The following is a 12938-nucleotide window of genomic DNA, read 5'->3' on the forward strand; positions in this document are numbered from 1 at the left end:
TTCGAAACGATCAACAGATCCGTTAGGATTTAATCACAATAATCCTCCAGGGCATCTATCACATGACCGCCATGCAATAGGGCAATGACCAGTTTTGCGCCCCGGTCGCGGGCGAGTTGCATGGCGAAGTGAACCGCTTTGTTGGCATTGGAAGTGAGGTCGGTGGCGACTACGGTGGTTTTCATGGGTTAAGCAGGGTGGTTTTGAGAGGGAAAGATTCCTGCAAAAAAATGGCATCTCATCCAACCTTGAGCTGAGCATGCTCACTTTGGCAACTGATCTGTGTCGCCCCGGCAGACAGGTCAGGGGGCTAATTTTGGCAAACTGATTGGGGCAGGAGAAATATCCCGCCGATTTTTTAACATCACAATGGCCAAGCCATGAAACGCCGCGGTGGCCCGGCAGTTCGGCCAACCGCTCAGGATCGAGCAGGTACCCATACCCGAAGTGGTACCGGGCAGCATCCTGGTGAAAGTGGCCGCCTGCGGCATTTGCCAAACCGACCTCCATGTCATCAGCGGCGATTGGCCAGTCCTGCCGACCCTGCCGCTGATTCCCGGCCACGAAGGCGTGGGCACCGTGGTGGCCGTCGGCGAAGGCGTGACGCAGGTCAGGGAACCGCGTGGGCATACCCTGGCTGTACTCGGCCTGCGGACACTGTGAGTATTACCACAGCGGCTGGGAGTCGCTGTGCCATAGCCAGCAGAACACGGATTATTCCGTCCAGGGCAGTTACGCCGAGTACGTACGGGCCAACCCGGACTACGTTGTGCATCTTCCCGATAACCTTTCGTTCCTGGAGGCGGCACCCATTCTCTGCGCCAGGGTCACGGTCTATAAGGAACTGAAGGAAACGGACACCCGTGCCGGCGAATGGGTGATCATCTCGGGGATAGGCGGCCTGGGTCACCTGGCGGTGCAGTACGCCAAAGCCATGGGCTACAAGTTCGTTGGCCTCTTGCTGGCACCGTTCCCGAACAGCGTCGGCGAAGGGCATCACTTCGAGCACGGTCAAGACCAGGCTCCGGTGACGCCGGGCCGTTGAGTCGGCATAACCGGGCGTTGGCGGGGCGGCCCCCTTGCGCGAGACGCGCTGAGCGGTGAACTCCCAGTCTTTTTGAGCAAAAGTCGCTGGTGAGAAGAATCGGCAGGACGCCCGGAAGTACCCTAACTGGAGCAGAAATCCCGCCTGGTTTGCCTGGGTGTCCAAACTGGCCAGTACTGGCTTAATCTCGTCGGTGATCTGAAAGAAGAACCGGCGCTGGGCGTAGGTGAAGCTGGGCGGGGTTTCGAACTCGCGCTGGTGGCCCTTTTCTAAAATCGGCCGAAGGGTGGGCATCGGGTTCGGTGATAACGAGCGCTAAAGGCGATGAGAATGGATGGTGTTAAGGTACGTGTAAAAGCGTATGAATATGCTACTTTTACCCGTGCAAATACCTTTAAGAACGAAGCCCCCTTTTCAACCATGATTCATGGCTATGTGCGCGTCTCGACGGCCGCCGGGAGGGCCAATGGTCAGCAGAATTTTCACTGTAAGGACTGCCGCAAGCAGTTTCAGTTTGAGTATAGGTATCCTGGCACCGACCCGCGCGTCAAGCGCAAAGTTTGTGAGATGGCTCTGAACTGCAGCGGCATTCGCGACACGGCCAGAGTGCTGATAATGAATGCGATGACCGTGATTGCGGTTTTGCGACTGTGGTTCAAAACCCACGGTGAGCCGGACTTCGAGGGCACTTATCAGAGCGTGATGATCGACGCGATGTAGATGTGGGTGGGCAGACGCAAGGCGGGCAACCTTTGGCTTTGGTACGCCCGGGCGGCGGGCCGCTACTGTGGTTAGAGTCGCAAGATACTCGCCTTCCAGATTGGTAAGCGCGACGACGCTAAGTGCAAGAAGCTGATGCGTAAACTGGCGCGCTTGGACATAAGATATTATTATACAGATGATTGGAAGTCTTACAAGAAACACATACCGCCCGACAAGCACACGGTTGCAAAGAAGAAGACTCAGAAAATCGAGCGGCAGAACCTCAATTTCAGGACGTACATGAAGCGGCCGGCTAGCAAGACGATCTGTTTCTCTAAAAAAACGATATGCACTACGGGATGATGAAGGCTTACATCTGGGTAAAAACGTCGCTTAGTAACGGCATAAATTCTGTTACACTACCATAAATTTATATCTGTCAGAACAACAGAAGTGAGTATATGACTTTATTCACCCACAAGTAAGGATAAAAAATCTCTAAAAGTAACAGTAGATTTCCCTAGTTACTATGTTGATAATGTGTGAAATAACCATTTATTTAAACCTATGTTAAGCACTCTTCATATTTAGTTCACATCATAACCATTGTATTATGATATATTTATGTTTTAATTCTGTATGAATATTTATCATAAGTATAGTGATACGGAACTAACCGCCCTAATTACCGACGGTGACTCCTTGGCTTTTGCCGAAATCTACCATCGTTATAAGGGAATTTTGTTTAGGCACTCCTTCCGTATGCTAGGTGATGAAGAGGAAGCTAAAGATGTAGTACAGGAGCTTTTCACCCAACTCTGGACCCGAAGAGAGAATATCAATATTAGCACAGCGCTTTCATCCTACCTGTATACCTCCACAAGAAATCGCATTCTTGATATTATCGCCCATAAAAAAATTGAAGAAAAATATGTTCAGTCTTTAGACTGCTTTCTTGAAAAAGGAGAATATATAACCGATCACTATTTTAGAGAAAAGGAACTTAGGGAACAGATCGAAAAAGAAGTATCTCTGTTACCTCCACGGATGCGAGAAGTATTTGAGCTCAGCCGACAGGACAACCTTACCTATAAAGAAATTGCCGAGGAATTGAATATTTCGGACAAAACTGTAAAAAAACAGATTAATAATGCTCTCTCTATTCTCCGTCAAAAATTGGATATTGCCTTTATTTGTGCTCTCTTCCTCCGCTTTCTATAATTTTTTTCCTTTTTTTTTATATTCATCTACTACCTTGGCCTTCCCCGCCCGTCTTATAGATATAAAGCAGATGGTTTATCCTCATGAAGGTGTCTCAGGCTCAAAAATTACTAGAAAAGTATCGGGAAGGAAACCTCACCGACGCCGAGAAGGCCATTCTCGAAAGCTGGTACCTATCGCTGGCTAATACTCAGCGAACTGATCTTCAAGATGCTACACTGGAAAAGCATCTTGCTTCGATCTTTAAATCTTTGCCAGGATCTGAGCAATCACCTCAGGCTAGAATAATAAAATTCTGGCCTAAATGGATAGCTGCTGCATCAGTTTTATTTACCCTCTTTGGCGGTACATACTGGTACTTCCAGCAGACGCAGACAAATCATCGTGCAGTATCACAATCGGCAGTGCACCGAGCAGACGTCCCTCCAGGCGATAACCGCGCGGTGCTTACGCTGGCCAACGGGGAGCGGATAGTACTTGAAGCCTTAAAAAATGGAGAATTCGCTCGTGAAAAAAATGCAACGATCATCAAGACCAAAGAGGGGGAAATTATTTATGAACAATCCGGGCGGTCCTCTCTTAACCCACAAGCTACTGACGGAGCGGTATCTTACAATACCATTACAACTCCCAAAGCGGGTCAGTATCAGGTTAAGTTACCCGATGGGACCCGCGTATGGCTTAATGCCGCCTCTTCCATCCGTTTCCCTACCGTATTCTCAAACCAGGAGCGACTAGTTGAAATAACCGGTGAAATCTATTTTGAAGTAGCCAAAGCAACTCATAAAACAAGGCGTATTCCATTTATAGTATTAGCCGGAAATCAAACTGTGGAAGTGCTGGGAACACGCTTCAATGTGAGCAGCTATGCCGATGAAGGAAGTATCACAACTACCTTAGTAGAGGGGAGTATCAAGGTACACCTTTCCGGAGTTCGGGATAAAGGCCTCCTACTCAAGCCAGGGCAGCAGGCGCTGTTGCTTAACAAGTCTCAAAAAGCTTCTCCCCGGCAGCAGCCCTTTAATGTGCGGGAAGTGGATACCCGTTCGGTAATAGCCTGGAAGGAAGGGCGATTCAGATTTGACAATATCAGCCTGCCTGAGCTTATGCGTCAGCTATCACGTTGGTACGATGTTGAAGTGGTTTATGAGGGTCGGGTTAAAGAATACGAATTTGTGGGGCAGATCGAACGAAATACCAATCTATCCAAAGTTCTTAAGATCCTGGAAGTAGGTGGGGTAAAGTTTCGTCAAGAAGGAAAAAAAATAATTATATCCGAGTAGTAAATTATTGATGCCTATGAAATAACATCAAACATAAACGCGGCAGGCCTGAATTAAAAAAACCGTTTCAGGGGGGCTGAAACGGTTATAAGTTCGGGTTCTATCTTAATTCGCTGAATAGCGAGCCAGAAATGTATTGCCCTTTGTGACCCAAAAAACAATTCAGAAACCCAAAACTAATCCAAATATATGCACATTCTTTTACAAAAGAGAAAAACGTATATACGTAAGCGTTATTTTCCTAAATTGATCTTAGCGATGAAGCTTTCTTCCCTTCTCCTGTTGATCACCTGTTTGCACGTCTCCGCAGGCGTTTTTTCCCAAAGGGTGACTTTGTCAGTAAAAGACGCTCCCCTAACAGTGGTGTTTAATCAAATTGAAAAGCAGAGCAGCTTTGTTTTCTTCTATGATAACAAGCTCATCAAAAAAGCAAACTTAGTTACTCTAGACTTTTCAGGTGGTTCGGTCGGGGAACTCATGGATGAGATAATGAAGCATCAGCCCCTGACCTACCAGATCGTAGATCAAACGATTGTGATTAAAAGAAAGAATGAAAACCGCCAAAGTTTGCGATCGTTTCAAGTCCCGGAGTCCATTGAGTCAAAAGAACTCAACCAGAAAGCTTTGTCCAGTATAGAAAAACGAATGAACAACCAACTGGCAAACAGAGCTCCTGAAACCAATAGTAAAGATATTGGGGTTCGTGGAAAAGTGGTTGATGAAAAAGGAGATGGCCTTCCGGGGGTGAGTATTCTGGTAAAAGGTACCCAGCGTGGTACCACCACCGATGCACAAGGGGGGTTCTCGCTGGATGTACCTGATCAGACTGCTGTGCTGGTTTTCTCATTTGTAGGCTATACTCCTCAGGAGATTGTCGTCGGAAACCGCAATACGATTGAAATTACACTTGCAGTTGATGAAAAAATACTGGACGAAGTGGTGGTGGTTGGATTCGGTACCCAGAAAAAGCAGAGCGTAGTGGGAGCCATCGTACAGACCACCAACGAGGATTTGAGGAGGACAGGCAACGTTACCGACTTGAAGCAGGCGTTGACCGGACAACTCCCCGGCCTGACCACCATCACTTCCAGTGGTGAGCCGGGGGGGACATTGTCCTCTGGTAATGCTACCGAGATATACATCCGTGGCCGAAATACGTGGAACGGAGGTCAACCATTGATTCTAATTGATGGCGTCGAACGGGAAATGAGCAATGTGGATGTAAGCGAGGTAGAGAGTATCTCGGTCCTGAAGGATGCGTCAGCAACAGCGGTTTTCGGCGTACGAGGTGCCAACGGTGTAATTCTGATCACCACTAAACGGGGCTCCGAATCCAAACCACAGCTTTCTGTGAATTATAGTGCTACGGCTTTGTCGGTATCGCGATTACCTGAAAAGCTGGATTCGTACGAAGCCATCATGATTCGGAATGAGATGATTGAGCGCGAAGGGCTGATAAGTCCGATTTCCTGGGCCGATTATGTCCCCTATGACGTGGCATTACGCTACAAACAACCTCAGACGCCCGAAAATGCCATGCTTTATCCGAATGTAGATTGGGAAAAAGCGATGTTCCGGGACGTATCATGGTCCCAGCGGGCTAACCTTAATGTCACGGGAGGAACCAGTTTCGTAAAATATTTTGGGTCGCTGGCCTACCTCAATGAAGGGGACATGTTCCGGGAATATGACAACCATAAGGGCTATGATCCCGGCTACGGGTTCAACCGCTTCAACTTCCGGAGCAACCTGGATTTTAAATTGACAAAAACGACCAATGTGCGGGTAAATCTGGCTGGGCTTTTCAGCCAGAAAAACACCAACTACTCGTTTAATAACGGGAGTTCTGGTACAAATCCCCTGGCATGGGCGGCCGCCTACCGATTCCCACCCGATGTGATTCTTCCCCAATACGAAGACGGAAGTTGGGGACAAAGCTATGCGCTCCCTCCGGAAGCTTTACAAAACCCAGTGGCGTTGATTTACAATACGGGTATCTGGCAGCAGCGTAATGTAGAGTTGCGGGCCGATTTCCTGTTAGAACAAAAGCTTGATTTCCTGACCAAAGGATTAAGTTATACCGGAACCTTATTTTACGATAATGGTATCCAGACAATAGGAGGTATCGCGGATCAGAACCATGTTCGTCCCGAAGGAAACCTACTGGGCAAAATCGTATTTCCTAATCTTTACGTTGGGGGCGACCAAGACCCTAGCGAATATACCCAAATTACCCCTGTGGTAGCAGCAAGTGCATTTGACTGGGTAGTAAATCCCTGGAATATCAACGCTGAAACAACTACTGCCTCTGCGATAACCCGTAGGTTGACGCATCAGCATCAGCTAAACTATAGCCGTGACTTCAATTTGCATCATGTAGGGGGCATGGGACTCTTTAAAAGAGAGCAATATGCCCGGGGTAGTATGTTCCCGAGTTACCGGGAGGAGTGGGTCTTCCGTACAACCTATGACTATGATACGCGCTACCTGTTTGAGTTCAACGGAGCCTATAACGGTTCAGAAAAGTTTGGCCCCGGTTACCGGTTCGATTTTTTTCCATCGCTGGCGGTAGGCTGGTACGTTTCCAATGAGAAATTCTTTAAGTTGGATTGGATAAACCGTCTGAAATTCAGGTACAGTACTGGCATGGTCGGGGACGACACGGGAGGGGAACGATGGGCTTACCAATCACAATACCAATACGGGGGCAGCGGAATTTCCTCCGCCCGCTTAAACGCCAACCCGAACGAAAGAAGCCCTTATAATTTCTATAAGGAGCAGATTGTCGGAAATCCGAATATCCGCTGGGAAAAGGCTCGCAAATCCAACTATGGCGCTGAAATGGGTCTATTTAATGATCTCATTTCTGTAAACTTTGACTATTTTACCGACAACAGGACCGATATTATCATCAGTGGTACCTCCAGGGCCATCCCTCCCTACTTCGGCGCCACGCCCCCTGCTGCCAACCTCGGCCGGGTAAATTCTAAAGGATATGAACTGGAACTGCGGCTCAACAAAGCCTTTCCTTCCGGGCTTCACCTGTGGGGAGCTTTCTCAGTAACGCATACCGAAAACAAAATCATCAATCGTGACGATCCTTTATTCCAGGTGGATTACCTAAAGCAGGCTGGTTACCAAATTGGACAAGTTAGGACACAGGTACGTACCGATTTTTATAATACATGGGATGACGTATTTGCCAGTACACCACAGCAAACCAATGATCTCTCCAAGCTACCAGGGTACTATAACATACTTGATTTTAACGGAGATGGTGTAATTACGGGAAACGATGACACAGTACCGTACGGTTTTTCAGAAGTACCTCAAAACAATTTCAACGCTACCATGGGCGGAAGTTACAAGGGATTTAGCCTGATGGTCCAGTTGTATGGAGTAAATAATGTATCGAGGAATGTGCCTTTGAGTAACTTTTACATGTACCAGAATACGCTTTTCGCGCATGTCAGGGACCACTGGTCAAAAGACAATCCCGATGCGACTTCGTTCATTCCCCGCTGGAAATCACAGGGACAGTTTATCGGAGATTATTTTATTTATGATGGCTCCTATGTCAGGCTCAAAACGGCCGAAATCGCCTATAGCTTTCAAGATCCTGTTCTGAGGCGACTCGGCCTGTCTAATCTGCGTGTGTACGTCAATGGAAATAATCTTTTGTTTTGGTCACGGCTGCCCGACGACCGTGAAGCTGCCTCATCAGGGGGAGATGCAAGCGCAGGCGCTTATCCTACACCCAAACGGATCAACTTCGGTTTCGACTTAACCTTTTAAAAAATGAAACGTATTAAAAGTATAATGCATAAATATAGGTTGGCCTTCATAGCGGGTATTGTAAGTATCGGCTTTATCTGCGGAGGCTGCGAAGACTACCTGGACCGGGCGCCCGAGGCAAGCATCAGCGATACGGATGTGTTTGGTAGTTTTGTCAGCTTTCAGGGATATGTGGAGGAAATGTACGATTGCATTGTGGATATCCATAAAGTTCTGGGAGGGAACCAGTATTACAATTTCAGTTCATCCGACGAAGTACTATCCAATGTACCCATAGTCTGGGATGACGGCAACTACTGGAACCAGGGTACTTTCCTGTACGGAGCTAGCCCCAGGATGGATTACAGCGGTAACCTTACCCGCATGCGGGTATGGCCTTTTGCCTGGTACGCCATCCGGAAGGCCAATCTTGGATTGAGTAAGCTGGACTTACTCACCAATGTAGACCCGGAAGCCCGGAACATTATTGAGGGGCAATGCTTATTTTTCCGCGCTTATTTCCACTTCGAACTTATGCGCTGGTACGGCGGTCTGCCCTACGTAGATGAGGTACTGTCCTCTTCGGAAGAGTTGAAATTGCCCAGGCTGACCTACCGGGAAACGGCTATGAAAGTGGCAAAGGACTTTGAGGCGGCCGCCGCATTGCTTCCCCTGAAGTGGGACGATACGGGCGTTGGGAAGGCTACCTTAGGGAATAACTCCCAAAGGATTACCAAAATTCATGCACTTTCCTTGCTGGGTAAAAACCTATTGTATGCGGGTAGCCCGATGATGAATGAGTCCTCGACCGGCAGCAACACCTACGATGCTGAATTGTGCAAGCGGGCGGCTGACACGTTTGCTGAGGTCATTCGGATCTGTAACGAATCAGGGGCATACCAGTTACAATCTTGGGAGACATGGACTAATAATTTCTGGGTCTGGTCTCCCGGAAACCGCGAGCGTCCGGGCGGGACGGAAGTGATCATGAACCCCACTATAATCATACCAAACTTTGTACGATTCACGACTAACCGAACCTCCAACCCGGTTCAGTTTGGAGCCGGTAACAACCGGGTAGAAGTACCTACCCACAATTACATTAAGAATTACGGGATGGCCAACGGCCTGCCCATCGACGACCCGCAGTCGGGTTATGACCCAAATGCCCCCTGGACGGGACGCGAACCCCGCTTTTACATAGATATTGTGTATGATGGCGTCCGGCTGGTTGATAATGCAAGCGTAGCGGCCGCCAAGGAGAATGAATTTGCCCAGCTGTCCAATTCGGGCAGGCACCGCAATGGTACCCCGGCCAGCAATGGGGTAGCGGGCAGTGTGACGGGATATTTTTACCGGAAGTGGACTCCAAAAGGAAACAACCCCTGGGACAATCGCTGGGGAAATTTCCAGTCCTACCACCCCATCATGCGTCTTGCCGATGTCTATCTGATGTACGCAGAAGCGGCCCTACACGGGTATGGCTCACCCACAGCCAAATCGCCGGTGATCGGGCTTACAGCGGTCGATGCGGTCAATACGATTCGGAACCGGGCGCAACTGCCGAACCTGGCCAATAAATTCACTGCCTCAAAAGAGGCCTTTATGAATGAGATAATTCGGGAGCGCGCCGTCGAACTGGCTTTTGAGGGGCACCGCTTTTTCGACCTGCGCCGTTGGAATATTGCCGGGAATCAGGAGTACCTGCAGAAGACAGCGATTGATTTTGACCGCGGCCCTGATGGAAAACCGATCAACCTGCGCGAAAGAGTAGTGGTGACCCGGGTATTTGAGAAAAAGCACAACTGGCTACCCTTCCAGCTCGGTGACACGAGGCTCTATGAAGGCTTTACCCAGAATCCTGGCTGGTAAGCTCCAGACTATCTATCCTAGATTATTGATTAAAAATGGAATTTCATGAAAAAACTATATAAGTACCTTTTCACCTTTGCGTGCTGTGGGCTGCTGTTTTATCCGGGTTGGGCCCGCGCTCAGCAAGGCAGCACCCTTAAACTGGTAGTAGCTGATGAAGATGGCAAGCCCATCAAGGGCGCATGGGTATACGCCAATGAAGGTATTGCGGTCACGAATACTGACGCCGAGGGTAGGTTCTCACTCTCTGTTACAGGAGCAAGCAACCTGCTGATCGAAGCGGAAGGTTACGAGCCTGCTGTTTTTGAGCCTGAGCAATATATGGAAAAAGAAGCGTTGACACTAAAAAAGTCCAGCTTTCTGTTAGGCCAGAAAGATGACGTTCGGATTGCCTTTGGTAAGGTAAAAAAGGCAAACCAGGTCAACGCGGTGAGCGTGCTGGACCCTACCCAGCTCAGGAAATTTGACAATACCCAAAGCATAGCTTCCGCGATGACGGGTATGCTTCCCGGCCTGCTGGGAAGCTCTAATATTCGGGGCATTGGTAATGCCCTTTTTGTGGTGGATGGACTCCCGCGCGACATCAGTACTATCAATCTGGCCGAAGTGGAGCAGATTACCGTATTGAAAGACATCAACTCGGCCATTATGTATGGGAATGACGCAGTCAACGGGGTCGTGCTGGTCACCACCAAACGGGGGCAGCCCTATAAAAGGCAGATCAACGCTTCGGCTTTTTACGGGGTATCCAAGCCCGCCGCCTTACCTAAGTACCTGCCATCGGCCGAATATATGGAACTTTATAACGAAGCCAGAATGAATGATGGATTGAGCCTCCAGTATAGCCCCGAGTTGATCCAGAATTACCGCGCCGGTAATCCCTACCGATATCCGAGTGTCGATTACTACTCTGGTGAATATTTGAACGACTTTAAGCCATTTTCGAGAGCAATGTTAGACTTTTCGGGAGGAAACAGGGTCGCTACCTACTATTCCAACATTGGCTGGACTCAGACGGGAAGTCTTTATGATTTCGGGCAGGGAAAATCCGCGAAATCAAATATTTTCAATGTTAGGGGAAATATTGACCTAAGGATCAATCCCTGGGTTAAAAGCGCTCTGGATGCCGTGGTTGTTCTGAATAATAATCGGGGCCCGCAGGGGAATTACTGGTCGAATGCTGCCACCTTGCGCCCCAATCTATTTGCGCCCTTACTACCCATTTCAACCATTGATCCCGAAAACGCTGTGCTAAGGCAGCGTAAAAGCGATATAGACGGAATGTATCTGCTTGGTGGTACCACAAGTTACCCAACCAACCCTATTGCCGCCGCTTATTCGGGGGGCGAAATTGAGCAGCTACAGCGTACCTTTTCGTTCAACAACCGCATTGATTTTGATTTGGGTCGGTCCATAAAAGGTTTGGGTTTCCATACTAATTTAAGCTTTGAGTACCTTACCAATTACGATCAATTTATCAGCAATCAGTATGCGGTATACGAGCCGGTATGGGATGAACAGGACCGTATTGTTAACCTAAGGCAATTTGGAGAAGATGTGCGTTCCGGAACACAAAATGTCGACAATGCTTCGTATCGAAGAAGAATAGGGTTTTACGGGTTGTTCGATTACGACCGCACCTTCAATGAGACGCACCATGTAACAGGTTCATTATTGGGATTCCTAACCAACGACAAAGTGCAGGAAAACTTGCAGGGTAGTAAGAATGCCAATCTGGGCCTGCGCCTGACCTACGGCTATAAGAATAAGTACCTGGTGGATTTCAGCAGCGCTTATGTCAATTCGCCCAAGTTGCCCGAAGGAAACCGGACGGCATTTTCACCCTCGTTAGGCTTAGCCTGGGTGATTAGTGCCGAAGATTTTCTTTCTTCAGCCACCTATCTGGATTACCTGAAGTTGCGAATATCAGGCGGAGCCATGAACTCAGACGCGGGTATCGATGGCTTTTATTACTATGATGACCGCTTTGGCAATTCAGGCAGTTATTCCTGGTACGAAGGTACCCGGTCCAGAGCCGGTACTGTACCCATCAACGGGGGGAACAGCCAACTTGCGTTTGAACAACGCAAAGAAGTCAATGTGGGCTTTGAAAGTATGCTGTTTGCCAAGCGCCTATCAATTGATGCCAATATTTTTTCCAGTACGTACTCGGGTATTATCACGAGGCCGCAAACCATTTATCCCAGCTATTTTACCGGTTATATCCCGTACCAGAACTTTGATGAAAATACCTACCGGGGAGCGGAAATCGGGATCACCTACCAGCAAAATGTTGGCGATTGGACAATGGCACTGGGAATAAATGCCTTGTATGCCGATTCGAAAGTAAAGAAAAAGGATGAGCTCTATGCGGATGGGTATCGTTACCGAACCGGGCAGCCGGTGGATGCCCGGTTCGGGTTGGTCGCGGATGGTTTCTTTCCGGATCAGGTCACAATTGACAACCACGCTGTCCAGGCCTTTGGCACTGTCAGGCCGGGCGACATCAAGTACATTGATCAAAATGGAGACGGTATCATTGATGCAAATGACGAAAAGCGTATCGGCAGAGCCCAGGCACCCTTTTCGTATGGGTTGAATCTTAGGCTTGCTTACAAAAGATTGACCTTATTTGCTCGGGGCAATGGAAGAACAGGTGCCGATGGCATGCTATCGAACGACTACTTTTGGGTAGATAGTGATGACAAGTATTCCACCTATGCCATGAATCGCTGGACCGAAGCCACCAAAGCAACGGCTACCTTTCCCCGGTTGAGCTCCATTGCCAGTAACAATAATTACCGCAACTCGTCTTTCTGGCTATATCGTGACAACTATTTTACGCTAGACCGCCTCCAACTGACCTATGATTTTCCGATTCAGCTAGCAAACCGACTAAACGTAAAGTCATTCTCCTGCTTCGCTGATGTCTCTAACCTCCTTACTGTTTCAAAATACCGGGATATTCGGGAATTGAATATTGGTAGCGAACCACAGTATCGGTCGTTTTCCCTGGGTGTCAATGCTTCGTTCTAAACTCT

9 protein-coding genes and 1 pseudogene are annotated in these 12938 nt (G+C 48.4%); 8 read left to right on the forward strand and 2 right to left on the reverse strand.

Annotated features, from left to right (window positions below):
• Positions 1 to 29 precede the first annotated feature (29 nt).
• Positions 30 to 185, reverse strand: coding sequence for a universal stress protein (locus GBK04_RS00655; RefSeq protein ID WP_152755967.1), 156 nt, complete (start codon positions 183 to 185; stop codon positions 30 to 32).
• A 289-nt stretch (positions 186 to 474) separates the two neighbouring features.
• Here GBK04_RS00655 and GBK04_RS30130 point away from each other — a divergent pair.
• Positions 475 to 724: pseudogene (locus GBK04_RS30130) on the forward strand (alcohol dehydrogenase catalytic domain-containing protein); the annotation flags it as partial.
• Here GBK04_RS30130 and GBK04_RS30135 read toward each other — a convergent pair.
• Positions 611 to 1339, reverse strand: coding sequence for a DUF4158 domain-containing protein (locus tag GBK04_RS30135; RefSeq protein WP_373330590.1), 729 nt, complete (start codon positions 1337 to 1339; stop codon positions 611 to 613). The pseudogene GBK04_RS30130 and the gene GBK04_RS30135 sit on opposite strands and share 114 nt — an antisense overlap.
• A gap of 36 nt (positions 1340 to 1375) precedes the next feature.
• On the opposite strand from GBK04_RS30135, the gene GBK04_RS00670 reads away from it, so the two are divergent.
• The 7 genes from GBK04_RS00670 to GBK04_RS00700 all read left to right on the forward strand — a co-directional run bounded on the left by GBK04_RS00670 (position 1376) and on the right by GBK04_RS00700 (position 12933).
• On the forward strand, positions 1376 to 1765 hold the full coding sequence (locus GBK04_RS00670) for an IS1-like element transposase (RefSeq protein ID WP_373330572.1): 390 nt from the start codon (positions 1376 to 1378) through the stop codon (positions 1763 to 1765).
• A gap of 84 nt (positions 1766 to 1849) precedes the next feature.
• Positions 1850 to 2110: an IS1 family transposase gene (locus GBK04_RS00675; protein ID WP_373330591.1), complete on the forward strand. Its 261-nt coding sequence runs from the start codon at positions 1850 to 1852 to the stop codon at positions 2108 to 2110.
• Positions 2111 to 2386: 276 nt separating this feature from the next.
• Positions 2387 to 2968 carry an RNA polymerase sigma factor gene (locus tag GBK04_RS00680; protein ID WP_152755971.1) on the forward strand — a complete coding sequence of 194 codons (582 nt, stop codon included), beginning with the start codon at positions 2387 to 2389 and terminating at the stop codon, positions 2966 to 2968.
• 83 nt (positions 2969 to 3051) lie between these two features.
• The gene (locus GBK04_RS00685; RefSeq protein WP_152755973.1) at positions 3052 to 4251 is read left to right on the forward strand and encodes a FecR family protein; all 1200 of its coding nucleotides are present in this window, start codon (positions 3052 to 3054) and stop codon (positions 4249 to 4251) included.
• A 489-nt stretch (positions 4252 to 4740) separates the two neighbouring features.
• On the forward strand, positions 4741 to 8046 hold the full coding sequence (locus GBK04_RS00690) for a SusC/RagA family TonB-linked outer membrane protein (protein WP_373330573.1): 3306 nt from the start codon (positions 4741 to 4743) through the stop codon (positions 8044 to 8046).
• Positions 8047 to 8049: 3 nt separating this feature from the next.
• A complete protein-coding gene (locus GBK04_RS00695; RefSeq protein WP_152755977.1) occupies positions 8050 to 9897 on the forward strand; it encodes a RagB/SusD family nutrient uptake outer membrane protein in 1848 nt (615 codons plus the stop codon).
• 45 nt (positions 9898 to 9942) lie between these two features.
• On the forward strand, positions 9943 to 12933 hold the full coding sequence (locus GBK04_RS00700) for a SusC/RagA family TonB-linked outer membrane protein (protein ID WP_152755979.1): 2991 nt from the start codon (positions 9943 to 9945) through the stop codon (positions 12931 to 12933).
• Positions 12934 to 12938: the final 5 nt, after the last annotated feature.

The organism is Salmonirosea aquatica, assembly GCF_009296315.1.
In the GTDB taxonomy this organism is placed as follows: domain Bacteria; phylum Bacteroidota; class Bacteroidia; order Cytophagales; family Spirosomataceae; genus Salmonirosea; species Salmonirosea aquatica.

Coding starts and splice junctions, on each gene's coding strand:
- GBK04_RS00655 (WP_152755967.1), bottom strand. CDS start 185: ATGAAAACCACCGTAGTCGCCACCGACCTCACTTCCAATGCCAACAAA.
- GBK04_RS30135 (WP_373330590.1), bottom strand. CDS start 1,339: ATGCCCACCCTTCGGCCGATTTTAGAAAAGGGCCACCAGCGCGAGTTC.
- GBK04_RS00670 (WP_373330572.1), top strand. CDS start 1,376: ATGGATGGTGTTAAGGTACGTGTAAAAGCGTATGAATATGCTACTTTT.
- GBK04_RS00680 (WP_152755971.1), top strand. CDS start 2,387: ATGAATATTTATCATAAGTATAGTGATACGGAACTAACCGCCCTAATT.
- GBK04_RS00685 (WP_152755973.1), top strand. CDS start 3,052: ATGAAGGTGTCTCAGGCTCAAAAATTACTAGAAAAGTATCGGGAAGGA.
- GBK04_RS00690 (WP_373330573.1), top strand. CDS start 4,741: ATGAAGCATCAGCCCCTGACCTACCAGATCGTAGATCAAACGATTGTG.
- GBK04_RS00695 (WP_152755977.1), top strand. CDS start 8,050: ATGAAACGTATTAAAAGTATAATGCATAAATATAGGTTGGCCTTCATA.
- GBK04_RS00700 (WP_152755979.1), top strand. CDS start 9,943: ATGAAAAAACTATATAAGTACCTTTTCACCTTTGCGTGCTGTGGGCTG.